27 protein-coding genes are annotated in these 24,680 nt (G+C 42.0%); all 27 read left to right on the forward strand.

The window, feature by feature from the left end; all coding sequences use genetic code 11:
* Positions 1-3: 3 nt before the first annotated feature.
* The 27 genes from A33I_RS02090 (at position 4) to A33I_RS02220 (ending at position 24,673) form a co-directional block, all read left to right on the forward strand.
* The gene (locus A33I_RS02090; protein ID WP_022626822.1) at positions 4-744 is read left to right on the forward strand and encodes an SDR family NAD(P)-dependent oxidoreductase; all 741 of its coding nucleotides are present in this window, start codon (positions 4-6) and stop codon (positions 742-744) included.
* 139 nt (positions 745-883) lie between these two features.
* Positions 884-1,447: a TetR/AcrR family transcriptional regulator gene (locus tag A33I_RS02095; protein ID WP_022626823.1), complete on the forward strand. Its 564-nt coding sequence runs from the start codon at positions 884-886 to the stop codon at positions 1,445-1,447.
* A 69-nt stretch (positions 1,448-1,516) separates the two neighbouring features.
* A complete protein-coding gene (locus A33I_RS02100; RefSeq protein WP_022626824.1) occupies positions 1,517-2,401 on the forward strand; it encodes a 3-hydroxyacyl-CoA dehydrogenase family protein in 885 nt (294 codons plus the stop codon).
* Positions 2,401-3,180, forward strand: a complete 780-nt coding sequence (locus tag A33I_RS02105) for an enoyl-CoA hydratase (protein ID WP_022626825.1) — start codon at positions 2,401-2,403, stop codon at positions 3,178-3,180. The genes A33I_RS02100 and A33I_RS02105 overlap by 1 nt, the downstream gene beginning before the upstream one ends.
* 12 nt (positions 3,181-3,192) lie before the next feature.
* Entirely contained in the window at positions 3,193-4,248 is a 1,056-nt protein-coding gene (locus A33I_RS02110; RefSeq protein WP_022626826.1) for a phosphotransferase family protein, read from the forward strand.
* Positions 4,249-4,277: 29 nt separating this feature from the next.
* Entirely contained in the window at positions 4,278-5,033 is a 756-nt protein-coding gene (locus A33I_RS02115) for a 2-phosphosulfolactate phosphatase (RefSeq protein ID WP_022626827.1), read from the forward strand.
* Positions 5,014-6,777, forward strand: a complete 1,764-nt coding sequence (locus A33I_RS02120) for an acyl-CoA dehydrogenase family protein (protein ID WP_022626828.1) — start codon at positions 5,014-5,016, stop codon at positions 6,775-6,777. Before A33I_RS02115 ends, A33I_RS02120 begins: the two co-directional genes overlap by 20 nt.
* Before the next feature lie 25 nt (positions 6,778-6,802).
* Complete coding sequence (locus A33I_RS02125) at positions 6,803-7,567, forward strand: SDR family NAD(P)-dependent oxidoreductase (protein ID WP_022626829.1); 765 nt, start codon at positions 6,803-6,805, stop codon at positions 7,565-7,567.
* Positions 7,568-7,583: 16 nt separating this feature from the next.
* Positions 7,584-8,390 (forward strand): enoyl-CoA hydratase/isomerase family protein, encoded by an 807-nt coding sequence (locus A33I_RS02130; protein WP_022626830.1) that lies wholly within the window; start codon positions 7,584-7,586, stop codon positions 8,388-8,390.
* A 14-nt stretch (positions 8,391-8,404) separates the two neighbouring features.
* Positions 8,405-9,388 (forward strand): quinone oxidoreductase family protein, encoded by a 984-nt coding sequence (locus tag A33I_RS02135; RefSeq protein WP_022626831.1) that lies wholly within the window; start codon positions 8,405-8,407, stop codon positions 9,386-9,388.
* A 139-nt stretch (positions 9,389-9,527) separates the two neighbouring features.
* Positions 9,528-10,391, forward strand: a complete 864-nt coding sequence (locus tag A33I_RS02140) for a branched-chain amino acid ABC transporter permease (RefSeq protein ID WP_022626832.1) — start codon at positions 9,528-9,530, stop codon at positions 10,389-10,391.
* Between the two features lie 7 nt (positions 10,392-10,398).
* Positions 10,399-11,397, forward strand: coding sequence for a branched-chain amino acid ABC transporter permease (locus A33I_RS02145; RefSeq protein WP_235806153.1), 999 nt, complete (start codon positions 10,399-10,401; stop codon positions 11,395-11,397).
* Positions 11,381-12,151, forward strand: coding sequence for an ABC transporter ATP-binding protein (locus tag A33I_RS02150; RefSeq protein ID WP_022626834.1), 771 nt, complete (start codon positions 11,381-11,383; stop codon positions 12,149-12,151). The genes A33I_RS02145 and A33I_RS02150 overlap by 17 nt, the downstream gene beginning before the upstream one ends.
* A complete protein-coding gene (locus tag A33I_RS02155; RefSeq protein WP_022626835.1) occupies positions 12,138-12,845 on the forward strand; it encodes an ABC transporter ATP-binding protein in 708 nt (235 codons plus the stop codon). Before A33I_RS02150 ends, A33I_RS02155 begins: the two co-directional genes overlap by 14 nt.
* Before the next feature lie 37 nt (positions 12,846-12,882).
* The gene (locus tag A33I_RS02160; RefSeq protein ID WP_022626836.1) at positions 12,883-14,091 is read left to right on the forward strand and encodes an ABC transporter substrate-binding protein; all 1,209 of its coding nucleotides are present in this window, start codon (positions 12,883-12,885) and stop codon (positions 14,089-14,091) included.
* Between the two features lie 241 nt (positions 14,092-14,332).
* A complete protein-coding gene (gene rpsU, locus A33I_RS02165) occupies positions 14,333-14,506 on the forward strand; it encodes a 30S ribosomal protein S21 (protein WP_003323311.1) in 174 nt (57 codons plus the stop codon).
* Positions 14,507-14,527: 21 nt separating this feature from the next.
* Positions 14,528-14,971, forward strand: coding sequence for a GatB/YqeY domain-containing protein (locus A33I_RS02170; RefSeq protein ID WP_012958138.1), 444 nt, complete (start codon positions 14,528-14,530; stop codon positions 14,969-14,971).
* 180 nt (positions 14,972-15,151) lie between these two features.
* Positions 15,152-16,492, forward strand: coding sequence for an NfeD family protein (locus A33I_RS02175; RefSeq protein WP_022626837.1), 1,341 nt, complete (start codon positions 15,152-15,154; stop codon positions 16,490-16,492).
* Positions 16,493-16,510: 18 nt separating this feature from the next.
* Positions 16,511-17,515 carry a flotillin-like protein FloA gene (gene floA / locus A33I_RS02180; RefSeq protein ID WP_012958140.1) on the forward strand — a complete coding sequence of 335 codons (1,005 nt, stop codon included), beginning with the start codon at positions 16,511-16,513 and terminating at the stop codon, positions 17,513-17,515.
* 37 nt (positions 17,516-17,552) lie between these two features.
* Positions 17,553-18,119 (forward strand): hypothetical protein, encoded by a 567-nt coding sequence (locus A33I_RS02185; RefSeq protein WP_022626838.1) that lies wholly within the window; start codon positions 17,553-17,555, stop codon positions 18,117-18,119.
* 123 nt (positions 18,120-18,242) lie between these two features.
* Positions 18,243-18,527 (forward strand): sporulation protein YqfC, encoded by a 285-nt coding sequence (gene yqfC / locus A33I_RS02190; protein ID WP_012958142.1) that lies wholly within the window; start codon positions 18,243-18,245, stop codon positions 18,525-18,527.
* 36 nt (positions 18,528-18,563) lie between these two features.
* Positions 18,564-19,751 (forward strand): sporulation protein YqfD, encoded by a 1,188-nt coding sequence (gene yqfD / locus A33I_RS02195; RefSeq protein WP_022626839.1) that lies wholly within the window; start codon positions 18,564-18,566, stop codon positions 19,749-19,751.
* A 5-nt stretch (positions 19,752-19,756) separates the two neighbouring features.
* A complete protein-coding gene (locus tag A33I_RS02200; RefSeq protein WP_041203299.1) occupies positions 19,757-20,725 on the forward strand; it encodes a PhoH family protein in 969 nt (322 codons plus the stop codon).
* A gap of 142 nt (positions 20,726-20,867) precedes the next feature.
* Positions 20,868-23,036 (forward strand): HD family phosphohydrolase, encoded by a 2,169-nt coding sequence (locus A33I_RS02205; RefSeq protein ID WP_022626841.1) that lies wholly within the window; start codon positions 20,868-20,870, stop codon positions 23,034-23,036.
* The gene (gene ybeY, locus A33I_RS02210) at positions 23,033-23,503 is read left to right on the forward strand and encodes an rRNA maturation RNase YbeY (RefSeq protein WP_022626842.1); all 471 of its coding nucleotides are present in this window, start codon (positions 23,033-23,035) and stop codon (positions 23,501-23,503) included. Before A33I_RS02205 ends, ybeY begins: the two co-directional genes overlap by 4 nt.
* Positions 23,487-23,876 (forward strand): diacylglycerol kinase family protein, encoded by a 390-nt coding sequence (locus A33I_RS02215; RefSeq protein ID WP_022626843.1) that lies wholly within the window; start codon positions 23,487-23,489, stop codon positions 23,874-23,876. Before ybeY ends, A33I_RS02215 begins: the two co-directional genes overlap by 17 nt.
* A 62-nt stretch (positions 23,877-23,938) precedes the next feature.
* Entirely contained in the window at positions 23,939-24,673 is a 735-nt protein-coding gene (locus A33I_RS02220; protein ID WP_012958148.1) for a DUF502 domain-containing protein, read from the forward strand.
* Positions 24,674-24,680: the final 7 nt, after the last annotated feature.

A 24,680-nucleotide genomic window follows, 5' to 3' on the forward strand; every position in this document is an offset into this window, starting at 1 on the left:
AGGATGAACAAAGCAGCTTTAGTAACCGGTGGCACAGGAGGAATTGGGCAAGCAACAGCTCATTGCTTTCTTAACCAAGGAATGTCTGTGGTGATCGTTGATATCGATGAGAATAAAGGAAAGGCAGCTTGTGAGGAACTAAGCGGCAGCGGGGGAGATGTTACATTTGTTCGTTGTGACGTTTCAAATGAAGAGGAAGTAAAGAATGCATGTCAAATAGCAGCCGAAACATATGGTCAAATAGATATTTTAGTAAACAATGCCGGCATTGGCAATCACGAAACAACTTTAACGGAGATGTCACTTTTTGAATGGCAGAAAGTGATTGATGTGAACTTGACAGGTGTGTTTCTCGGGATGAAGCACGCAATTCCATTTATGAAGAAAAACGGCGGGGCAATTGTAAATGTTTCTAGTCTGTTAGGTTTTAAAGGGAAGAAATTTGTCGCCCCATATAATGCGTCTAAAGCTGGTGTCATTACGTTGACGAAGAATGCTGCTCTTGAATATGGAAGAGACCGTATTCGTGTAAATGCTGTTGCTCCTGGTGTGATTGACACATCTATTGTAGATGGATGGAGGACTCACGAAGATAAATGGAAAATCATTAGCACAGCAAATGCATTAAAACGTGTAGGGGAAGCACGAGAGGTTGCCCAAGCAATTGAGTTTTTAGCTTCTGATAAAGCCTCATATATTACGGGTACAACGTTAATGGTGGATGGCGGAGGACTGACGTATTAATCTACACTGCTTAAGCCTTAGATATACTGACTAAACATGGCCGGTCACTGCTAATTTCGGAGCGAAATGATGCAAAGATTTGGTCTGGATTGTGGTATACTAAACGGATCAGTTTAGATAGATAGTGAGGCGTTTATGAATGAAAGAAAAAATAATTGAAGTTAGTATTGATTTGTTTGGCAAACATGGTTTTACAGAAACCTCAATCCAGGATATTGTAGATGGTCTTGGTGTAACGAAAGGAACATTCTATTATTATTTTAAGAGCAAAGAAGAACTGTTAATGGAAATTCATTTGCGCTATATAGAAGATCTATTAATGAGTCAGCGTGAGATTATTGAAAAAACAAAAACCGCTGAGGCAAGATTATTCGATATGGTCTATATGCTAATGAAACACATCGAGGGACAGGGACAAAGTGCGCGAGTATTCTTCAGGGAGATGCAGCACTTAAATGAAGAACATTTAAAAGACATCTTCAAAAAACGTGATGCATTCAGATTGAATATGAATCAAGTTATTGCAGATGGAGTAGGGTCAGGAGAATTCCGAGAAGACCTTGATGTCAATATTGTCACACTGGCTATCTTAGGTGCGGTCAACTGGAGTTATCATTGGTTTGACCCTAAAGGAGCTCTTGATGAGAAAGCTGTTTCTACCATCTATATTGACTTCATGTTAAATGGCTTGAAAAAGGCGTAATAGTCCTGTATTAGGACTTTTTACGAATGTAACATACTAACTGGTTAGTATTAATAGGGGGAGTATTACATGAACAATTATCAAATTGAACGAATAGCAGTGATTGGAGCAGGTTCGATGGGACATCAAATTGCCATGTTATCCGCTTTAGGAGGATATGAGACTTATTTGCAGGATATCGAGCAGTCTTCGTTAGACAAAGCAAAGGAAAGTCTAGAGTTTCAAATGAGTAAATGGGTAACCAAAGGTAAGATTGACGAAGCATCGCTTCAAAAGGCTTTTAATCGGCTTCATTTCACAACAGATTTAAATGCAGCTGTTCGTGAGGCAGACTTTGTGATAGAGGCTGTCGTAGAAAAACTTGATGTGAAAAAAGAGCTCTTTTCAAAGCTAGATGAACTAACACCGCAGCATACCATTTTAGCAACGAACTCTTCAACCATTGTTAATTCGAAAATTGCTGAAGCTACCTCACGTCCAGAAAAAGTATGTAATATGCACTTTTTCTTTCCGCCTCTAGTGATGGACTGTGTTGAGGTAGTGAAAAGTGATCTAACGTCCGATGAGACAGCTCAGGCTGCGATGGCAGTAAGTGAAAAAATGAACCGCACGGCTGTCCTCCTTCATAAAGAAATCTCAGGTTTTATTGCAAATCGGATTCTCGGTGCATTAACAAAGGAAGCTGTGGCGTTATATGAAGAAGGATATGCAAGCTTTGAAGATATTGATCTTATTTGCAAGAAAGCATTGAATCATCCAATAGGACCTTTTGCTCTAATGGACTTATCAGGTATTGATGTAGCGTATTTTGTGAATCAGCAGCGTTATGCCGAAACGAACGACCCTGAAGATTTACCGGCAAAATGTATTGAAGAAAAAGTAAAAGCAGGCGAATTAGGAAGAAAGACAGGTAAAGGCTGGTATGACTACTCTAAAAAAGAGGTGAAGAGTTAATGGGAGCTAAAGTGAGCGTAGAAAAAGAAAAAGGATTGGCTATCGTTACAATTAATAATCCACCTCTTAATGTGATGGATAAAGATGTGATTGCTAGTTTAAGAGATACGTTTCAACAGCTATCGGAAGATCCTGAAACAGTCGTTGTTATTTTAACTGGTGCAGGTGATAAAGCCTTTATGGCAGGGGCAGACATTAAAGAATTCCCTCAATTAATGGATCACCCGAACATGAAAGAACCGGTAATGGAAACACATGCAGTGCTAAATCAAATTGACTTTTTTGAAAAGCCGACAATTGCGGTTTTAAATGGTCTCACGTTTGGCGGCGGTTGTGAGCTTGCATTAACCTTTGATATTCGTATTGCAGAAGAGCATACACAAATCGGGCTGCCAGAAATTAAGTTAGGATTATTCCCGGGTGGAGGCGGAACACAGCGTTTGCCGCGCTTAATTGGAGAAGCGAAGGCGAAGGAATTAATGTATACAGGGGAACCAATTGATGCAAAGACGGCGCAGCAGATCGGGCTGGTGAACCATGTCACACAAAGCGGGGCAGGCTTAGAAAAAGCGGTCCAGATTGCTAAGCAAATTAGACGTCATTCTCTTCCGGCACTCTCATGTATTAAACGTGCGGTAGACGAAGGGATGGATATGAGCTTCCCGCAAGCGATCGAACATGAGGCCGACCTTTTTACGGAAGTTTTTCAAACGGAAGATATTAGAGAAGGAGTTAGTGCCTTTATTGAAAAGAGAAAACCTGAATTCAAGCATCGTTAAGGGGGGAGTGAGATGGAACAAACGAAAGTGCCTAGGGCCGGGGAGGAGCTGAATTCAAGCTCCCTCTTGGCTTATCTTAAAAAGGAAGTGAAAGATCTGCCTGAAGGGGATCTCGTCATTACTCAATTTCAAGCAGGTCATTCAAACCTCACATACTTACTTCAAATAGGGGATTATGAAGCAGTACTTAGAAGACCGCCGATGGGGCCGGTTGCCAAGCGTGCTCATGATATGGCACGTGAATCAACGGTTATGGCAGCACTTGCTCCACATTTGTCAATCATACCAAAACCTCTACATTTTTGTTCAGACCCATCAATTATTGGTGCCCCGTTCTTTCTGATGGAACGAAAACAGGGCATTGTTCTTGATACAGAGTTTCCTAGTGATCTAGAACCTACAAAAGAATTAGCCCATACCATCTCTACTCAAATGGTCGATCGGCTTGTAGACCTGCATGCTATAGATTACAAGAATACCAAGCTTGTAGATTTTACTAGACCTGAGGGTTTTTTAGAAAGACAGGTTCATGGCTGGATTAAACGCTATCACCAAGCTAAAACCGATGATCATAAAGGGTTAGAAGAATTAACAGCTTATCTAGCGGACAGCATTCCAGCTTCAAAAGATACGACAGTCATCCATTACGATTATAAGCTTAACAATGCAATGTTCTCAAAAGATGGTCAAATGGTTGGATTGTTTGATTGGGAAATGACGACCGTCGGTGATCCGCTTTGTGATGTGGGTGTCGCATTGAGTTACTGGACCCGTCCCGATGACCCTGAACTTTTAAAACAAGGCTTCGGTAAACCTCCTGTTACAGTAAATGAAGGATTTTTAACGAGGCGGGACTGGGTTAGCGAGTATGCAAAAAAGAGCGGGAGAGAAGTGGAGCATATTGAATATTACTTAACATTTGCTTACTTTAAATTGGCTGTAATTGCCCAGCAGATTTACTATCGTTATCACAAAGGACAAACGAATGACAAGCGCTTCCAACACTTTAATCATACGGTGCAAGCTCTCATTCTTCATGGAAGGCAAACGGCTAGTACTAAATTGTAATCGGGTGGAAAGAGAAGGAGTGTTGATGGTTGACACATATACATGTGCTTCTAAAGAAAGAAGAGATTGAACCAGATAAATTAAAAGGAGAGGCAGTCATCGTTTTAGATGTTCTGCTGGCTACTTCTACAATTGCTTTAGCTTTATCTTACGGGGCCAAAGCTGTCATTCCGGTTTTAAGTGATATAGACGCTCATAGACTCTCAGCTCAGTATCACCCAGATGAATTTGTGCTGGTCGGTGAGAAAGAAGGAAGGGTAATTGACGGCTTTCTACCGCCCAATCCATCCCTATTAAAAAGTTATGTAAAAGATAAAGTAGTCATCTTAGCGACGACCAATGGGACGGTTGCATTGAACAGGTCTGTTGGAGCAGAAGTCATTTACCCGGCTTGCTTACGGAACGGCGAAGCGGTTACGAGAGACGTTGCTTCACACCTTAAGCCCGGGCAAAAAATCATCATTGTTTGCTCTGGTTCTTCTAATCAATTTTGTCTTGAGGATTTTTACGGTGCAGGTTACCTCGTTTCTTGTTTAAGAGATCAACTAGAGGGTCCATTCACTATAAATGATGCTGGCCTTGCAGCAGAAGTTTTATTCCATAGTAATGCTGGTGCCTATGACCTTCTCATCCAATCAGCAGTCGGTGAATTTATTTTAAGTCACGGATTTGAAGAAGATGTGAGAGAGGTTGTGGAACTTGGAGTAGATCATGTTGTGCCTATTTATCAGAATAAACAGATTACTAAGAAGGGAGCTGTTCGCAGTGGAACAAACAAAGCGTAAGTTAAAAGGCGGGCGCTTTTTAGTAGAGAGTATGAAAGTGGAGGATCTTTTTACACCTGAAGATCTAAATGAAGAACAAAAAATGATTGCTGAGACAGCTAGACAATTTATTGAAAGAGAAGTAGCACCTTACCGTGAGGAGATTGAAAATCAAGATTTTGAAAAGATTGTCCAGCTTTTGAAAAAAGCAGGATCGCTTGGGCTTCTAGCACATAGCATTCCTGAAGCGTACGGAGGGCTTGGTTTAGATAAAGTCAGTAAAGGAATCGTTGGAGAGGAGATCGGCGGGTCAAGCGGCTACGGGGTTGCGCATTCGAATCATACATGTATTGCTACCCTGCCAATTACCTACTTTGGAAATGAAGAGCAGAAGAATAAGTACTTGCCAAAGCTTGCCTCAGGTGACTATTTAGGGGCTTATTGTTTAACGGAGCCTTCATCAGGATCAGACGCTCTCGCAGCTAAAACAACAGCAGTTCTTAATCAGGAAAAAACTCATTATATCTTAAACGGGACGAAGCTTTATATAACGAATGCGGTGTTCTCGGATACGTTTATTGTGTATGCAAAAGTAAACGGGGATCAATTTACCGCCTTTATTTTAGAAAAAGATTTCAAAGGGCTCTCTTTAGGGCCAGAAGAGCAAAAGATGGGGATTAAAGGGTCTTCTACTCGAAGCGTCATTTTAGAAGATTGTGAGGTTCCGGTTGAAAATGTGCTCGGTGAAGTTGGGAAGGGGCACGTGATTGCCTTTAATGTCTTGAACTTAGGGAGGTTTAATTTAGGGTCTGCCTGCATGGGTGCTGCTAAAGGAGCTCTAAAGCTTGCTATAGAGCATACAAACGAACGCAAGCAATTTAAAAAGCGCATCAGCGAATTTGGAATTACGAAAGAAAAAGTAGCTTTAATGGCTGCACGAATCTTTGCTGCGGAATCGCTTCAATACCGAACGGCTGATCTGCTAGAAGGAGCATTAGGTGAAATAGATGATACGCATTCTGTCGGTGAAGTTGGAAAAAGGATGATGGAATACGCGCTCGAATGTGCAATTTGTAAAGTTTATGGCTCAGAAACACTTGATTATGTTGTAGACGAATCTCTTCAGCTGCATGGCGGGGCAGGCTTTATAAAAGAATACCCGATTGAGCAGATGTATCGCGACTCTCGTATAAATCGCATTTTTGAAGGCACCAATGAGATTAACCGCCTGCTTGTTCCTGGTCTTTTCTTGAAAAAAGGAGCGAAAGGGGAACTGCCAGTTCAACAAGCAATTAATCAGGCGATCGATCATTTGAAGAGCGGGAAGCAAGAATCGTATTCAGGGATTTTAAGCAATGAGCGAGGAGTTGTTGATACCTTGCGTACGGTTTACTTAGCTTTAGCTGGCCTTTCGTATCAGCAATTTGGTAAAGAGCTTGAGTCTGAGCAGGAAATTTTAATCAAGCTTGCAGACATTGGAATTGAGCTCTATGCCTCTGAATCAGCTGTACTAAGGGCAATTAAAAGTGAAAATGACCTTCAAGTTCAGCTTGCTACAACAGTACTAGAGTCTTCTGTCAGCCGAGTTAGAACGGCTTGTGATGAATTAGTAAATGGGATGACGGCATCAAAAGAAGTAGAAGGAATAAGGAAATTAATTAATCAGCTATTTAATGAGATTACATTCCTTGATCGAGTAGCTAGAAATCGTTCTATTGCAAGTTCTGTAAATGAAAGTGGACGTTATATTCGTTTAGGATCTTAACCCATTACAAAAGGATGTGTGCCGATTGCAGCGTTTTCTAAATCACATTGTACTCATATCCGGTGCAGGAAGCGGGATCGGGAAGGCTTCTGCTATTCAACTGGCAAGTGAAGGGGCAGTGGTCATCCTCGTCGGGCGCCGGAGAGAAAAATTAGAAGAGACAGCAGTTGAGATGAACAATCAACTACGTGAAGGCTGTGCGTATGTTTACACTTGTGATGTCACGGTAGAAGAAGAAGTGGAATTATTAGCTGATTATGTAGAATCCAATTTTGAGAGGCTTGATGTGTTAATCAATAATGCGGGAACATCTCAAGGCGGGGCGATTCTTTCTCTAGAAGAAGAGGATTGGAATCACGTCCAAACAACAAATGTAACAAGTGTGTTCTTGATGTCGAAGCATTTAGGTAAATTGATGATTAAATCAGAATCGGAGAATAAAGCGATCGTTAATATTGCTTCACTTTCAGGTCATAAAGCAGGGGCAAAGATTCCAAGCTACAGTACTGCCAAGGCTGCCGTTATTCATTTAACAAAATCACTTGCAGGAGAACTTGCGCCGCATAATGTACGTGTCAACTCGGTTTCTCCAGGCTTTGTTGAAACGCCTATGACAGAAAACGGTTTAAAAAATCCGGCGTTTAATCAAGCAATTGAGAGACATACGTTGCTTGGTCGTGTCGGCAGGCCCGAAGAAGTCGCTAAAACGATCGCATTTGCAGCGTCAAGTGATGCAAGCTATATCACCGGTACGGATTTATTAATAGATGGCGGCTGGTTAACCGTTTAATAAAGGAGATGAGGGCATGAGTGTAGAAAGCAAAAAGAGTGTAAAAGAATACAAGGACCTTCTCGTAAAACAAGAAAGCGGGGTATTGGAGATTACATTAGACCGGCCGAATGCCTTGAATGCATTTAGCCCGGAAATGATCCTAGGCATCGAAGAAGCTCTCCTGAATGCAGAAGGAGACCAAGAGGTAAAAGTGATCGTGCTGCGCGGAAATGGCCGTGCTTTTAGCGCTGGCGGTGATGTGAAGACGATGGGAGAGGCAGCACCGGTTGATGTGTATAACCATATCGGACATTTAAATGAGCTGATTAAGCAGATGAGATCACTTGAGAAGCCGATTATTGCAGCAGTACATGGTTTTGCTGCCGGAGCTGGATTTAATTTGGCTCTTGCCTGCGATTTGATTGTTGCAGCAGAAGATACTTCATTCATCTTAAGCTTTGCACAAGTCGGTCTGGTCTCAGATGGCGGGGGGCATTACTTCCTTCCGAAATCTTTATCACCGTATCAAGCGAAAGAGCTCTTATTTAGGGCCGAACCGCTCGATGCAAAAACAGCCCAGCAGTGGGGCTTGGTTAATCATGTCTATCCTTTAGCTGAAATGGAGGAGAAGGTTCGTGAATATGCACTGTCTTTCACGCAGCGTCCTACAAAAGCGATTGGTTTAATGAAAAAGTTGACTAACCTAGCAGATACGACCTCTTTAGCGGATGTACTTGAAGCAGAACGAACAACTCAAGCGATGATGGTCACTACACATGATCACCTAGAAGGTGTTCAAGCTTTTAAAGAAAAACGCAGACCACAATTTAAAGGGAATTAAGGGAGGAAAAAATGATGAAAGCTATTCAATTTACAACATACGGCGGACCAGAAGTGTTAAAGATGGTTGAATTAGATAAGCCTAACCCAGAAGCAAACGAAGTAATCATAAAAATAGAAGCAATTGGTGTGAATTATGCAGACACAGCAAGACGTGAAGGTCAATATGTCGTACCTACTCCGCTCCCGTTCGTTCCTGGTGCAGAGGTCGCTGGTATTGTTGATGAAGTCGGCAGTGATGTCAGTACGGTTAAAGCAGGGGATCGAGTCGTAACTCTATTGGGATCTAAGAAAGCGACAGGTTATGCTGAATATTCGATTGCGGATGAACGTGGATTAATGCTGATTCCTGATGGGGTCAGTTTTGAACAAGCAGTGGCTCTTCCGCTGCAGGGGTTAAGTGCCTACCATATTTTAAAAACTATGGGGCAGCTTGAAGAAGGTGATACGGTGCTCGTTCATGCAGCAGCCGGCGGTGTAGGGACGATCGCTGTTCAGCTTGCAAAGTTAATGGGTGCAGGAAAAGTCATCGCTACAGCAAGCACGAAAGAAAAGCTTGAACTTGCTGGTGAGCTTGGAGCCGATGTACTTGTAAATTACACCGAGGATAATTGGTATGAACAAGTACTTGAGGCTACGAACGGAAGGGGTGTTAATGTAGCTCTTGAGATGGCAGGCGGCCGGGTATTTATTGATACCCTTAAGTGCTTAGCGACTTTTGGCAGGCTCGTTGTATACGGGGTGGCAAGCGGGGAGCAAAGTCCTTTTAACCCATCTTCCTTAATGGCCCGAAACCAATCTGTCATTGGCTTTTTCTTACCACAAATTATGAGAAAGCCAAGACTCTTGCAATCAAGCATGAAAGAGCTATTAGACTATGTAGGAAGCGGACAGTTAAAGCTTCAAATTGGTGGTACGTATGCGCTTGATGAAGCAGCAAAGGTTCACCAGTTAATGCAAGGAAGAAAAACGATAGGGAAATTAATCTTAAAGCCATAACATCTAGAGAGAGCCAGACGAATGAGAATGAGTCTGGCTTTTTTTTGGAATAGTTCTTTGGGCACAGGCATACATCACTAATATAAATACTATCTAGTCAGTATGTTGCGGGCGTAGATTATGTTGAGGAGGAGTAGTGGTGGATCTTTTATTTCAGCAGATTTTAAACGGACTCACTGTTGGAAGCGTTTACAGTCTGGTTGCATTAGGATTGACGCTAGTTTTTGGAATATTGCATGTACCTAATTTTGCCCACGGCGCACTTTATATGGTGGGAGCCTACATTGCTTTGACCGTCATGACAGCACTTGGGGTGCATTACTGGATTGGTTTAATTATTGCCGTCATTGTGATCGCTTTGTTATCTGTTTTAATGGAGCGTCTTGTATTTAGTCGTCTAGATTCGAAAGACCCTTTACCAATTATGATTGCTTCCATCGGTATTCTGTTTTTCCTTGAATCTTTCGCTCAATATATGTGGGGAAGCCAGTACCAGCGAATGGTTACCCCGTATGGAGATACGATTCAGATCTTCGGCCTAACTGTTACGATGCAGCGTTTATTGGTCATCATAGCAGCTGTTGCCCTGATGTATGCTCTCCATCTATTTTTAACAAAAACGATGACTGGAGCAGCGATTATCGCTATGTCACAAAGTAAAAATGGTGCTTTTCTTGTTGGAATTAATGCCACAAGGGTATCGATGTTAACCTTTGCGATTGCAGGCGGTTTAGCAGCTGCCGCAGCAACTCTTGCAGCTCCTATTAATCTAGTCTTTCCAAGTATGGGGAACTTGGTGATCATGAAGGCATTCGTCATTATTATTATTGGCGGAATGGGCAGCATACCAGGCGCAATTATTGGAGGTTATATTCTAGGTATGGCCGAGAGTCTCGGAGCAACGTATATATCCGGAGATTACAAAGACTTAATTGCTTTCGTTCTTCTTGTGTTGATCTTAACGATGAAGCCAAACGGGCTATTTGCAAAGGGGGTTAAGTGATTTGAAGATGACTAAAAAAACGTATCTCTTGCTTGCCTTGCTCGTGGCTGCTCTGCTGTTTCCTATTCTAGTACCCAATCAATACTATCTTCAAATTTTAATCCTCGTCTTTATCTGGACGATTGCTGTCTACGGGTTAAATACGATTACCGGGCTCACAGGCCAGCTTTCGTTAGCACATGCAGGTTTTTTCGCAATTGGTGCCTACAGTCTTGGTTTGTTAACGATTAATGCCGGTATTCCCTTTTGGGCAGCCTTCGTTTTAGCAATTGTCATTACTACAATCATCAGCTTTTTTATCGGGATAGTGGCGCTTAGAACAAAATCACACTTTTTTGCGATTTATACCATGTCAGTTGGCTTTCTAATTTACTTAATTATTTACAAATCGGAGCTGACTGGCGGGGTTCGCGGGCTGATCGGCATACCGAATCCAGCACCGATTGGACCACTTACCTTTGAATCCATCCAGTCTTACTACTATTTGATGCTCTTCTTCCTTCTATTGACCATTTTCTTTATGTATCGTTTGTTCCATTCATTGCTAGGTAAAACGTTTGTTGCAATCCGTAACAGCGAAGAGCTTGCTGAAACCTTAGGAATTTCTGTAATGAAAAATAAGCTTCTCGCTTTTGTCATATCAGCAGGGCTTGCTAGTTTATCAGGAGCCCTATATGCCTCTTATGTCAGGTTTTTAGGTCCGCAAATGGCTGATATTCACGTGGCATTTGAGATTTTGCTTTATCTCTTAGTAGGCGGTATAGGGACTCTGGCCGGGCCGCTGATAGGAACGTTTATCGTCGTAGTGCTTACTCAAATGCTTCAATTTTTAGAGGAGTTTCGAATGCTCGTATTTGGTCCTATAGTCGTACTCCTAATTTTATTTTATCCACGTGGAATTGTTGGGGGTTATTTAATGTGGCGTGCTAAACGAGCTAAGAAACAGAAGGTGGCAGATGCGAATACAACAACGAAAGGAGAGAACGGGAATGCTGTTAACCATTAATCAGCTTACAAAGCAATTTGGGGGGCTTTCTGCAGTCAATGACGTTAGTGCTGTAATTGAAGAAAGTAAAATAACAGCCATAATTGGTCCAAATGGGGCTGGGAAATCCACATTCTTCAACTTAATTAGCGGGTTTCACCAACCGACTTCAGGTAGGATAGAGCTTTCAGGTCAGGACATTACCAACATGCGTGCAGAACATGTGGCGAGGCTAGGGGTAGGACGGACGTTTCAAACGACCCATCTATTTGAACAAGCAACCGTATTAGATAATGTGTTGATTGGCCATCGGCTCAGAACAAAAGCTGGATTGTTTGATGCAATCTTCAGGACAAAGCGCGAGAGGGATGAGAAGAAAAAATGTCTCGATAAGGCGCTTGAAGCACTGGAATTTGTTGGCTTAACATCGCTTGCGTATGAACAGGCTCATTCTATTACTCAGGAGCAGCAAAAGAGAGTTGCCTTTGCACTCGCTCTTGCAACGGATCCAAAACTCGTTTTACTAGACGAGCCGGCAGCTGGAGTCAATCCAGACGAGACAGAGGGTCTTAGTGAAGTGATGAAGAAAATGGTGAAGCGTGGAAAGACAGTTTGCTTAATTGAGCATAAAATGCCGATGGTCATGTCCCTGGCTGATCATATTTTAGTTCTCAATCACGGAGAATTAATCGCAAATGGCACACCAAAAGACATTCAAAAAAATGAGCGTGTGATTGAAGCCTATCTAGGAGGGAATTCAAATGTTAGTGCTTAAAGACCTAATCGTTTCACATGGTCAAGAAGACGTTCTTCGCTCAGTGAATCTTACGGTAGAAGAAGGAGAGCTCGTTGTTCTGCTTGGAGCGAACGGATCGGGGAAAAGTACTCTTTTTCATACGCTCAGCGGCTTAGTGAGGCCAACTAGCGGTGAGTTGTCTTTTAAGGGAAATTCATTGAAAGGCCGTTCCCCTAGTCAAATTGTAAGGGATGGCATTGTCCAGTGTGCCGAGGGACGAATGCTTTTTGCTCAGATGAGTGTCCATGATAACTTAAAAATGGGTGCCTTTACGTATAAACGAAATAAAAAAGAGCTAATGAGACAGCTTGATTATGTGTACACTCTTTTCCCTGACTTAGTTGGGAAACGTCATTCTCCTGCGGGCAGCCTGTCAGGAGGGCAGCAGCAAATGGTCGCTATCGGTCGTGCGCTAATGGCTAAGCCAAAGCTTCTATTGCTAGATGAGCCATCACTAGGTCTTGCTCCTTTAATCGTTGAAAAAATGTTTTCTATTATAAAAGAGATTAACAAAGAAGGTGTCACAGTCCTTCTGGCCGAGCAAAACGCCTATGCTGCACTTTCTGTATCAACAAGGGGGTACGTGCTAGAAGGCGGCCGCTTGAATGTGGAGGGAACAAAAGAGGAACTACTTCAAAACGAAGAAATTCGCAAGGCATACATCGGTGCCTAGGATTTCGATAGATATCAAAAAAATGGGGGAATGAAAAATGAAGAAACAGTGGCTGATCTCAGGTGCAGTGGTGATGTCTATGCTCTTAGGTGCATGTGCAAGCGGAACGACGGGAGGCGAAAGCGGGGAGGGCTCAAGTGAAGGGGAAGAACAGGTTCCTGAAGTAAGCGCAGGAGAAGAGATTATTAACATTGGCTACACTGGTCCTTTAAGCGGGCCTGCTGCTTTTTACGGGGAAAATACGGTAAGCGGAGTGAGGATGGCAGCTGAGGAAATCAACGAGGCTGGAGGCTTTGAAGTAGGCGGGACCACATATAAATTAAATATCGTGACGTATGATGATCAGTACTTACCTAATGAAGCGGCTACAAATGCGAGGCGCCTCGTACAAGAGCATAATACTCCGGTTGTTTTCGTTCCACATAGCGGCGGAGTTTTTGCAACACAAGTGTTTAATGAACAGGAAGACTTTATGATTGCCGCTTACACAAGCGAGCCTGAAATTCTTAATCAAGGGAATGAATTAACGTTGCGTATCCCTCCGGCGTATGATCAGTACCCAGAACCTTTTGTAAAATATCAACAAGAACGTTTCGGAACAAGGCTTGCACTTCTCCCTACTGCCACACAGTACGGCAAAGATTGGACAGAGGAGCTGGTGCCGGTTTGGGAAGAATTTGGAGGGGAAGTTGTTTATGACGGGGAAGTTGATTTCGGAAAAGATACAGATTTCTTCCCAATAGTTACCAATGCTCTAAATCAAAATCCAGATGTCATTTTTGTTGGCGGACCTTCAGAACCAACAGCCCTTCTAATGAAAGCAGCACGCGATCTAGGGTTTGAAGGTGGATTTATGGTAATGGATCAGGCTAAATTTGAAGAAATGGACGGGGTGCTTGGCAACTTCGATGACATAGAAGGAGCGATTGGCATGCTTCCCATTATTAGCAGTGATGCCCCTGGAGCAGAAAGCTTTATCGCTTCTTTTGAAAGTGAATTAGGTCGTGTACCTACTGCTGAATCAGCCTTTAACTATCAAGCTATGTATGTTCTAGTAGAAGCAATGAAATTAGCTGAGACAGTCGAAGACCCGCAAGCGATCATGGCTCAAATGGATGCTGGAGTTAAAGCTCTGTCTGAAGATAAGCTTGTTTGGCACTTAACGGGTGTAGAAAATAATGGGTTTGATTGGATGGCCTCGATTGCGGCTATTGAAGATGGAGAGATTGTGTTGATAGAAGAATAAACCTAATAAGAGAATTAATCTAATAGAAGAATAAATCCGATAGAAATCAATCTGATAAATAGAACCGACTCCATTTGAGAGGTCGGTTCTATTCATGAAAAAGGAGATAAAAGCGGATTTAACGCGGAATTAAGTAATTTTTGGGTTGACCAATCTAAATTGCTATATTATAATTTGTAAAGACGTGCACTTCGGATGGATGTGCCGTTTGAGTTGGTTGTTTCGGAGGGAGGGAAATAAAATGGCAGAAACTCGTGTTCGCAAAAACGAATCGATTGATGCTGCACTTCGTCGCTTCAAGAGATCACTCTCTAAAGAAGGAACGTTGGCTGAGGTTAAAAAGCGTAAGCACTACGAAAAACCTAGTGTTAAGCGTAAGAAGAAATCTGAAGCAGCAAGAAAACGTAAGTTCTAAAGAAGTGAGAGGGTGTATTCATTGAATCTTCTTGAACGGTTGAACGTAGATATGAAGAATGCGATGAAGAATAAAGACAAGCAAAAACTCTCTGTCATCCGTATGGTAAAGTCGTCGTTGCAAAACGAGCAAATTAAGCTCGGACGTGAGTTGACGGACGATGATAGCCTTACGGTGCTGAATCGCGAACTGAAACAACGCAAGGATTCCCTCCATGAGTTTGAACAAGCAAACCGTGAAGATTTAGCTTCCAAGCTGCGTGATGAAATCGCTGTGCTTGAGGACTATATGCCAGAACAGCTTTCTGAAGATGAAGTTTCTGAGATCGTTAAAGAGACGATTGCAGAAGTGGGTGCTTCCACTAAAGCAGACATGGGTAAGGTCATGGGAGCAATCATGCCTAAGGTTAAAGGAAAAGCTGATGGTGGTCTTGTGAATCGTCTTGTGCAACAACACTTATCATAAATGACACAAATGCCTCGTTTCTATTGTTATAGAAGCGAGGCATTTTTTAATTGAGCTTGTCCTAAGTGGAACTCCGTTTATCATTCATGATAAGATAATGATGCATTCTAAAAAATGTTGAAACTTTTATTAATCTACACCGTAAATCTAAGTATGACAAATGAGAAAGGAGGTTAGATAGTGAATAGAATTAGGCTCAACATTTCTCTTCTATTTATTCTTTGTGCACTGCTGCTCATTCCGCTTCAATCCTTTGTTTATAGTGAAACGAATACCTCAGATGATACCGTAGTTTACTACATACCAGTTGAACAAACCGTAGAGAGAGGATTGGCGGCTTTTATGCAGCGCTCGTTTCAATCGGCAGCTGATGAAGGGGCGGACTATATTGTTTTAGAAATCCATACCCCGGGAGGAGCGGTCGATGCAGCTGGAGAAATTGCTCGGCTGATGCAAAATACTGATATACCGATTATCGCTTTTGTAACAAAAGAAGCGATATCAGCAGGTGCGTATATTGCCTTAAATGCTGATCAAATTGTCATGGCCCCAGGAACAACGATGGGAGCTGCAGGAGTGATAGATGGAGCAGGGAATGCTGCAGAAGAAAAAGCGCAGTCATATTGGCTGGCTGAAATGCGGGCAGCTGCCGAATTAAATGATCGAGATCCTCTTTATGCATTAGCCATGGCCGATCGCTCCATTGAAATCCCTGATCTTGGTGTGAGTGAGGAAGAGTTTCTAACTCTTACCCCAAGCGAAGCAATTGAGGTAGGTTATGCAGAAGCGATTGCTTCTAACCGTGCTGAGTTGATCGAATATCTTGGGCTTGAACAAGTATCAGAACGTGACATGCAAGTCAGTTTTGCTGAACAAATTGCGAGATTTGTCACCCACCCTGTTGTCATCCCGATTCTATTATCAATTGGAAGTCTTGGACTTGTGTTAGAGTTGTATTCTCCAGGTTTTGGGGTTCCAGGCTTTATGGGACTATCAGCTCTTGGACTGTTCTTTTTTGGTCATTTGTTCGCAGGTTTTGCCGGATGGGAATCGATTTTATTATTCGGTATAGGATTTCTGCTTATTATGATTGAAATATTTATACCGGGATTTGGAATCTTCGGGGTCCTTGGGATAGGGGCGGTTATAGGAGGAATGCTTTTAGCGTCTTTCTCAATGTCATCGATGGTTATTTCGATCTTTATTGCTGTGATCTTAACAGCCATTGGAACCGTCTTTATCTTTAGATACTTTGGTAATCGGGGACCGTGGAAAAAATTGATTCTCACAGATTCAACGAGCAGTGAAAAAGGATATATCTCAAATCATACACGAGCGGAGCTTCTCGAGATGGAAGGCGAAACATTAACGCCTTTAAGACCTTCAGGTTCTGCGGTTTTTAGTGGTGAACGCCTTGACGTTGTTTCTGAGGGAGGATATATTGAACAGGGTAGGAAAATCCAGGTTGTCTATACGTCTGGTTCGCGAATTGTCGTTCGTGAAGTAAAAAAGAACTCATAATTTAAAGGAGGAAACAAAATGGTATTAGATCCAGGTAGTATTGGTTTATTAATTGGGCTGGGGATTTTAATTATTTTCCTAGCAGTGCTTTTCACATTTGTACCAGTTATGCTGTGGATTTCTGCACTAGCTGCAGGAGTTAAAATCGGCATTTTTGAATTAGTAGGGATGAGGTTACGTCGAGTTATCCCTGCACGTGTTGTAAACCCGTTAATTAAAGCGGTTAAAGCAGGTCTTGACCTTAGCACTTCTAAATTAGAGGGACACTACTTAGCAGGTGGTAATGTTGACCGTGTGGTAAATGCGCTAATTGCTGCTCAACGTGCAAACATTGATCTTAGTTTCGAACGTGCGGCAGCAATTGATCTTGCAGGTCGTGATGTATTAGAAGCTGTTCAAATGAGCGTTAACCCTAAAGTAATTGAAACACCATTTATTGCCGGTGTGGCAATGGACGGGATTGAAGTAAAAGCGAAAGCGCGTATTACTGTTCGTGCAAACATCGACCGACTTGTCGGGGGTGCTGGTGAAGATACCGTTATTGCACGTGTAGGTGAAGGGATTGTATCTACGATCGGTTCAGCTACTAACCACAAGAAGGTGCTTGAAAACCCAGATATGATCTCACAAACCGTTTTATCAAAAGGTTTGGATGCTGGAACAGCATTTGAAATCTTATCTATTGATATCGCGGACATTGATATCGGCAAAAATATCGGTGCTGAATTACAAACCGATCAAGCGGAAGCAGATAAGAAAATTGCTCAAGCGAAAGCCGAAGAGCGTCGTGCAATGGCTGTAGCTCAAGAACAAGAAATGAAAGCACGAGTAGAAGAAATGCGTGCGAAGGTTGTTGAAGCGGAAGCAGAAGTTCCTATGGCATTATCTGATGCCCTGCGTAAAGGGAATATGGGAGTTATGGATTACATGAACTACCAAAATGTGATGGCTGATACAGACATGCGTGGGTCAATCAGTAAAGCAACAGGAGAAGATGACTCAAACGAGAAGCGTGGGCAATAATGCATCTCTCTTCTTGTAACGGAAGGAGGAGAACGTAGTGGAGTCTCTGTTTGATTTTATTTTCTCAAACCTCTTTTTTGTCATTTTAGTCATCGGTGGGATTATGAGCTTCTTTAACCGGATGTCTAGGGGCGGTGAAGAAGGTGAACAACAAAATCGCCCAGGAAGGCAGCCACAACCGCCTCCTGGTCAAAGGCAGCAACGTCAAGAAGAACAGGTTGATTGGAGAGAAATCTTTAAGCAGGAACAACCGCAAGCTAGGACGGAGCAGGATCGTCCTGAGCCTCGTTTTGAAGAAAGGCCGGTATCTTTTGAGCCTGTCTCACAACAAAAAGAAGTAGCAGAAGGGGTCGATCGTCAGCAAGAATTGTACGACCGTTATGAACGCTTAAAAGATAAGAAGCGGGAAGCGGTCAATCAATTTGAACGAATGGTACCACAGAAGCCTGTCGAGGGAAGTGAGAAGCGTTCAAAGTTGGATCTAGAGCTTAACCGGCTTTCAAATAAAGAAGCAATGAAGGCAGTTGTTTGGGCTGAGGTGTTAGGGAAGCCTAGAGGGAAGAATCCTCATCAAACCTTTTCGCAAATAAGACGTCAGAGATAAGAGACACCCGTACAGAATTCATCTGTACGGGTTTTTTTGTGTGAAAAAATAAATGGAAAAGAGAATTAAGTGATAACCGGCACAGCTCCTACATAAAAATGAGAGAAGGGGGAGGGTCGTGCCATGAAAAAGATTAGACAGCAGATGAGAGTGTGGATGACGAAAAACATGCAGCTGCCAGCAGATGTCATGATGGATCTGCCTCGAATTACAATGATTGGCCAGCTACATATTTATATAGAAAATCATCGAGGGGTCCTCCGATTTTCAAACCAAGAATTAAGGCTCTTGTTAAAACAAGGGCAGCTTCTGATAAAAGGAGATCAATTTGTTATTAAAACCATTTTGCCAGAAGAGCTTCTGCTTGAAGGGCGGATTGACCAAGTCATTTATTTAAATGAGCAATAGTTAGAAGAAATAACATATGTAAAAGGGGGACCGGGCATGCGGAATAATTGGGTGCAGGCATGGAAGGGCTATGTTCGAGTGAGGGTGGATGGTGCATATCCGGAAAGGTTTTTAAATCGCTGTATTGAAGAAAGGCTCTCCATCTGGAAGATAAAAAGAGTAGGCGATGAGCGTATTGTCTTTTATATGGATATTGAAGATGCTAAGAAAATCAGGCCATTGCTTAGAAAAACAGATTGTAAAGTAACGTTTGCTGAACGAAAAGGGACTCCTGCTGTTCTTCGTAAAGTAAGTTTGCGAGCAGGGTTTGTAGCTGGACTGGCTGCTTGCTTGGCAGTAATCCTTGTTCTCTCAAATATGGTATGGAAGGTCGAAGTGGAAGGGGCTTCTCCGCATGTAGAACACGAGTTAAGGCAAGTAGTCGCGGAAATGGGAATTAAACCGTGGACCTTTCAATTTTCGTTGCCGAGTGTAGAACAAATTCAGCGGGATGTGACAGAGCAGGTAAGCGGGGCTACGTGGGTTGGTGTGCGTCAAAAAGGGACGACCTATCAATTTGAAGTAGTTGAACAAAAGTTGCCTGAAGAAGCTGAAAGGGTCAGTCCGAGACACCTGGTGGCCAAAAAGAAAGCAATCATCCATGATATTTTTGTAGAGCACGGACAAGCGCAAGTGAAACCAAATGATTTTGTGGAAAAAGGAGATATGTTAGTAAGCGGTGAGATTGGTAAAGAAGGAAAAACGGAGATTGTCGCTGCGGTAGCTGATATTCGTGGTGAAATTTGGTATAAATCGACTGCTTCAATCCCGCTAGAAAGGCTTTTTACAACACTGACAGGAGAGTCAAAAAATCGCCATTATCTTTCTATGTTTAATATTAATATTCCTTTTTGGGGTTATAGATCCCATGAATTTGAGCAGGTTCAAGAATTTTCCGAACAGAAGGAATTTCACTTTTTTAAATGGACTCTCCCTTTGAAGTATACACGTAAGGAATTTCGTGAAACCTCATCATATAACCGCACGTATACAAAAGAAGAAGCAATTGAAGAGGCTAAGCGTATGGCGCGTGTTGAACTTGTCAGCCGCCTGCCTCAAGATGCGGAAATCATTGGTGAAAAAGTTTTGCACGAAGCCTTAGAGAATGGTAAAGTTAAATTAAAGATTCACTACCAAGTACTAGAAGATATCACATCGGCACAACCGATCATTCAAGGGGATTGATGTTATTGTCAGAGACGAAGTCGATTCAACTAGAAGTTAAAAACACAAATGAGACACAAGCGCTTCTCGGTCCAAATGATCGACATTTGAAGCGTTTAGAAGACCTGCTTGACGTTTCTATTGTAACAAGAGGTGAAGAAGTGTCTGTTAGTGGAGATTCCACTATGATAGAAGTAGTAGAAAAGGTATTGGCGAGCTTTGTTAAGCTTATTCGTAAAGGGATCTCTTTATCTGAACGAGATGTCGTATATGCCGTTGAACTTGCAAAGCGCGATCAATTAGATGAGCTGCATGAATTATACGAGGAAAAAGTAGCAACAAATGCAAAAGGGAAAGTGATCATTGCTAAAACGCTTGGTCAGAGGCATTATGTATCTGCAATCCGTAAGCGCGATATGGTGTTTGGTATTGGTCCTGCAGGTACTGGAAAGACCTATTTAGCAGTGGTTTTAGCAGTAGCCGCTCTAAAAGATGGACGTGTTAAACGAATTGTTCTCACTCGGCCTGCAGTTGAAGCGGGAGAAAGTTTAGGCTTTCTGCCAGGTGATTTAAAGGAAAAAGTAGATCCATATTTACGACCGATCTACGACGCCCTTCACGATGTGTTAGGCGTTGAGACAACGACTAGACTTATGGAACGCGGAACAATTGAAGTGGCACCGCTTGCATACATGCGTGGACGAACGTTAGATGATGCATTTGTCATATTAGACGAAGCACAAAATACGACCCAAGAACAAATGAAAATGTTCATTACACGTCTTGGTTTCGGCTCGAAAATGGTTATTAATGGCGATTTAACGCAGATTGACCTGCCAAAAGGGAAGAAATCTGGTTTGAAAGTAGCCATAGAATATTTGAAATCACTAAATGATATTGGTTTTATTTACTTGCAAGCATCAGATGTTGTCAGACATACGCTCGTACAAAAAATCTTAAATGCGTATGAAAAAGAAACGGGGAAAGTTGAATAGCAAGCAGTAGTGGTCACACCTAAGTGAACGCTTCAATAAGACCCTCGCTTGACGAGGGTCTTCTCTGTTCATTCGTCCTGTTTATCAGCCTGCATAAATGTAATACATACTGCCTATTATTTATGAGAAGGGGGGAGAGCCCTTGAGAAAACGATTTTCAATTGATCAGCTCCCTTGGTGGAAACGAGTACGCGATCATAGATACATACGTACCATTTTATTTATCATTTTGGCTGTTTTCTTATATACATCAATGATTGGAAATATTATTCCGGAGACCTTAGATATCCGACTCTCTCAAATCGCCGATCGCGATATTCGATCTCCAATTACGACGGAAAACAAAATCGAAACAGAAGAGAGACGGAGTGAAGCCACAGAGGCTGTCAGTCCTGTATATGAGTTAAAGCGGGAATATGCTGAAAATCAAGTGGTGAAAGTAAATGATATATTTGAACTAGTCAGGCGTGTTGCCCTTGAAGAAGAGGAACCGGTTGAAGGGGTAGAGGAAGCTGCCACAGAAGAGGAAAAAAGAGAGGAGCAGCTAGCCTATATTCAAGAAGTTCTCTCGTCTGGGACAAGCAATGATTTATCAGAAGAAACGCTTCTGACTTTAATGGAGGCGACAGAATCACAGCTCCGTATAGCCCAAGAGGCAACGGCAAATGCTGTATATGAAGCGATGGGTGAGCAGATCTCCATCCGCAACCTTCAAGATGTTAAACAATCAGTAGATGAACAATTTGCAATTTCAACAGTAAGCAACAGACTGCTTGAAGCCATGATTGAAATTGCACAATTTGCTATTATCCCTAACTATATTTATGATTTAGAAGCAACAGACAGACAGCGTCAAGAAGCGAGTGACTCCGTAGAACCAGTGATGATTCGCGAAGGTCAGCTCTTAGTTAAAGAGGGAGAGATTATTGACTACGAGATCTATGAACAGCTGAGGGTTGTTGGATTATTAGATGATTCTTTTAATCCTTATCCATATATCGGGCTGGCGCTTTTAGTTCTTTTAATCGTAGGAATGCTCGCCTATTATTTAAAGGAAGCGAAAACAACGGTTCAGCATAATAACAGTCACCTTGTCTTGTTTATGTTGATTTTTATTGTGACTCTTTTATTTATTAAAATGTCCAGCTTGTTAGAAGGTATAGGACTTATCGGCATTGGATTTATTGTTCCTATAGCGCTTGGTGCTATGCTTTTAACCACATTAATTCATCCACGCATTTCATTGTTTTCTAGTGTGCTTTTTGCCGTGATTGGAAGTATTTATTTTAATAATGAATCTGTTGGCACGTTTAACTTTACTTACGGGGCGTATATGCTGTTAAGTTCATTTGCTGCAACCTATTATTTAAGCCAGTCGGCAAGAGTTTCAAGAATCTTACGCGCCGGATTTTTTGTCTCTTTCATCAATATCTTAGCTATTATTTCACTGCTGTTTATGAGAACAGTTCAAAGCGGTTGGGTTGAGATAGGCCTGCATATTGGTTTTGCTTTTCTATCGGGGTTTCTTGCTGCAGTCCTTGCTATTGGACTGATGCCGTTTTTTGAAGCGGGATTTGGTATTTTATCTCCGTCAAGGTTAATTGAACTTTCAAGCCCTAACCAGCCCCTGCTTAGAAAAATATTGACAGAAACACCTGGTACGTATCATCACAGTGTCGTAGTCGGCAATTTAGCTGAAGCGGCGTGTGAAGCAGTTGGAGAAAACGGCCTGCTTGCCAGAGTCGGAGCCTATTATCATGATTTAGGAAAAACGAAAAGACCGCAGTATTTTATTGAAAATCAACAGAAAATGGCCAATCCTCATGATCAGCTTTCACCGCTTGAGAGTGCAAAAATTATTATTGATCACCCTTATGATGGAGTGCATCTTTTACGAGAACATAAAATGCCTAAAGAAATTATTGATATAGCTGAACAACATCATGGGACAAGCTTGCTGAAGTTTTTCTACCATAAAGCAAAGCAAGATTCAGAAGAAGAAGTAAAAGAATCACAATTTAGATACCCTGGCCCGAAACCGCAAACGAAAGTGGCCGCTATCGTTATGATTGCAGACAGTGTCGAAGCGGCGGTTAGGTCTATGCAAAACCCTACACCAGAAGGCATTGAATCATTAGTGAAAAAGATTATAACAGACAAGCTAGAAGATGGGCAATTCGATGAATCAGATATAACCCTTAGGCAGCTTAGCCAAATTGCGCAGACAATGTGTGAGACATTAAACGGTACATTCCATCAACGAATTGAGTACCCAGATGAGTCTGCTAAAAAAGGAGAGAAAAAAGAATGAATTTGACGATTGATCTACATGATGAAACGGGTACACTTAATAGTGAACAAGAAAATATAGTGACGAAATTGATTACAAGTGCCGCAGAATATGAAAAATTAGATGGAGAAGTAGAACTGTCTATTACGTTTGTTGATGAAAAGAGAATTCAAGAGATTAATGCAGAGTACCGCGGAAAGGATATGACGACAGATGTGATATCATTCGCATTAAATGATGAAGTGGAAGATGAAGCAGATATGATCATGGAAGGAATGCCTAATGCACTCGGCGATATTATTATTTCTGTTGCTCATATTTCAAGACAGGCAGAGGAGTATGGACATTCCTTTGAAAGAGAGCTGGGTTTTCTAGTGGTCCATGGTTTCTTGCACCTTCTTGGATACGATCACATGACAGAGCAAGATGAAAAAGCGATGTTCTCACGTCAAGAGGAGATCTTAAGCGCGTATGGGCTTACAAGATAGGAATAAACGCGGATTTACTCGCCTGTTAAGATCTTTTAGCTATGCTTATCAAGGCTTAAGGCATGTGTTTGTAAATGAGCAAAATATGCAAGTGCACGTGTCTTTGGCGGCTTTTGTTATCTTGTTGGCTTTCTGGCTGGGTTTAACGCGCTTAGAATGGCTGTTTTTATTAGTAATTATAAGCGGGATATTCGCACTTGAAATAATGAATACAGCGATCGAAAGAACAGTTGATCTAGTGACTGAAGAGTATCATCCGATAGCAAAAAGAGCAAAAGATGTTGCTGCATCTGCTGTGTTTGTGTATAGTATTTTTGCTGTTATCATGGGAATCATTCTCTTTGGCCCGCATCTCCTCGAGAAATTTCTTTGATGAATCAATTTAAAGCTTATAAGCATATTCTGCGCGCAATCAGGAGAGGAGATCCTCTTTAAATGTGGAAGAGATTTCAAAAAAATATTATTGCAGGGATCATTTTTTTACTGCCAGCCATAGCGACCATCTATGTCATCCAATTTCTTTTTACATTAGTAGATTCTTTTTTAGGTTCATTTATTACTGGTATTTTAAAAGCACTAAATATTATTACTACGGTTGACAGCCGAATTTATTTCTTAGGAGTCTATACACCTTTTTCAGAGCGGCTGCTTGGAATAGGGTTTGTGCTGACTATTATCCTGCTTACATGGGTAGGAGCGCTTCGACTAAGAGGACGTGGAGTGAAGGTACTTGATTCGATCGATCAGACGTTTAGAAAAATACCGATTGCTAACTCTATTTATACATCGGTAGAACAAATTATTCATGCGTTTGCTCAAGAGCGTACATCGTTTCAAAACGTTGTACTAGTAGAATATCCGAGAAAAGGTTTATACACGGTTGGGTTTCAGACGGGTGAGTCGAAGGGAGAAGTCCAGCGGGTAACTTCTAAAGAGTGTATTAATGTATTTTTACCCACTACCCCTAACCCTACGTCTGGATGGCTGCTGCTTGTGCCCAAGGAAGATGTTATTGAGCTTGATATGACCGTTGAACAAGGTCTAAAATTTATTATTTCTGGTGGGGTAGTTGTGCCTCCAGACAGAGAAGTTCAGGATGAACAGACAGAAGCAATTGTAGATAAAGAGAAAATGTTGGTACAGTTACGCTCAAAACAAGAGGACCATTAGAAGGGAC

The organism is Alkalihalophilus marmarensis DSM 21297, from assembly GCF_000474275.2.
Classification (GTDB): domain Bacteria; phylum Bacillota; class Bacilli; order Bacillales; family Bacillaceae_D; genus Alkalihalophilus; species Alkalihalophilus marmarensis.

Excerpts from the sequence above, each read along its gene's own strand:
- rpsU (WP_003323311.1), top strand. The coding sequence starts at position 14,333 with ATGGCAGAAACTCGTGTTCGCAAAAACGAATCGATTGATGCTGCACTT.
- yqfD (WP_022626839.1), top strand. The coding sequence starts at position 18,564 with ATGCGGAATAATTGGGTGCAGGCATGGAAGGGCTATGTTCGAGTGAGG.
- A33I_RS02110 (WP_022626826.1), top strand. The coding sequence starts at position 3,193 with ATGGAACAAACGAAAGTGCCTAGGGCCGGGGAGGAGCTGAATTCAAGC.
- A33I_RS02135 (WP_022626831.1), top strand. The coding sequence starts at position 8,405 with ATGAAAGCTATTCAATTTACAACATACGGCGGACCAGAAGTGTTAAAG.
- A33I_RS02215 (WP_022626843.1), top strand. The coding sequence starts at position 23,487 with ATGGGCTTACAAGATAGGAATAAACGCGGATTTACTCGCCTGTTAAGA.
- yqfC (WP_012958142.1), top strand. The coding sequence starts at position 18,243 with ATGAAAAAGATTAGACAGCAGATGAGAGTGTGGATGACGAAAAACATG.
- ybeY (WP_022626842.1), top strand. The coding sequence starts at position 23,033 with ATGAATTTGACGATTGATCTACATGATGAAACGGGTACACTTAATAGT.
- A33I_RS02155 (WP_022626835.1), top strand. The coding sequence starts at position 12,138 with ATGTTAGTGCTTAAAGACCTAATCGTTTCACATGGTCAAGAAGACGTT.
- A33I_RS02130 (WP_022626830.1), top strand. The coding sequence starts at position 7,584 with ATGAGTGTAGAAAGCAAAAAGAGTGTAAAAGAATACAAGGACCTTCTC.
- A33I_RS02145 (WP_235806153.1), top strand. The coding sequence starts at position 10,399 with ATGACTAAAAAAACGTATCTCTTGCTTGCCTTGCTCGTGGCTGCTCTG.
- floA (WP_012958140.1), top strand. The coding sequence starts at position 16,511 with ATGGTATTAGATCCAGGTAGTATTGGTTTATTAATTGGGCTGGGGATT.
- A33I_RS02100 (WP_022626824.1), top strand. The coding sequence starts at position 1,517 with ATGAACAATTATCAAATTGAACGAATAGCAGTGATTGGAGCAGGTTCG.
- A33I_RS02220 (WP_012958148.1), top strand. The coding sequence starts at position 23,939 with ATGTGGAAGAGATTTCAAAAAAATATTATTGCAGGGATCATTTTTTTA.
- A33I_RS02095 (WP_022626823.1), top strand. The coding sequence starts at position 884 with ATGAAAGAAAAAATAATTGAAGTTAGTATTGATTTGTTTGGCAAACAT.
- A33I_RS02160 (WP_022626836.1), top strand. The coding sequence starts at position 12,883 with ATGAAGAAACAGTGGCTGATCTCAGGTGCAGTGGTGATGTCTATGCTC.
- A33I_RS02150 (WP_022626834.1), top strand. The coding sequence starts at position 11,381 with ATGCTGTTAACCATTAATCAGCTTACAAAGCAATTTGGGGGGCTTTCT.
- A33I_RS02090 (WP_022626822.1), top strand. The coding sequence starts at position 4 with ATGAACAAAGCAGCTTTAGTAACCGGTGGCACAGGAGGAATTGGGCAA.
- A33I_RS02105 (WP_022626825.1), top strand. The coding sequence starts at position 2,401 with ATGGGAGCTAAAGTGAGCGTAGAAAAAGAAAAAGGATTGGCTATCGTT.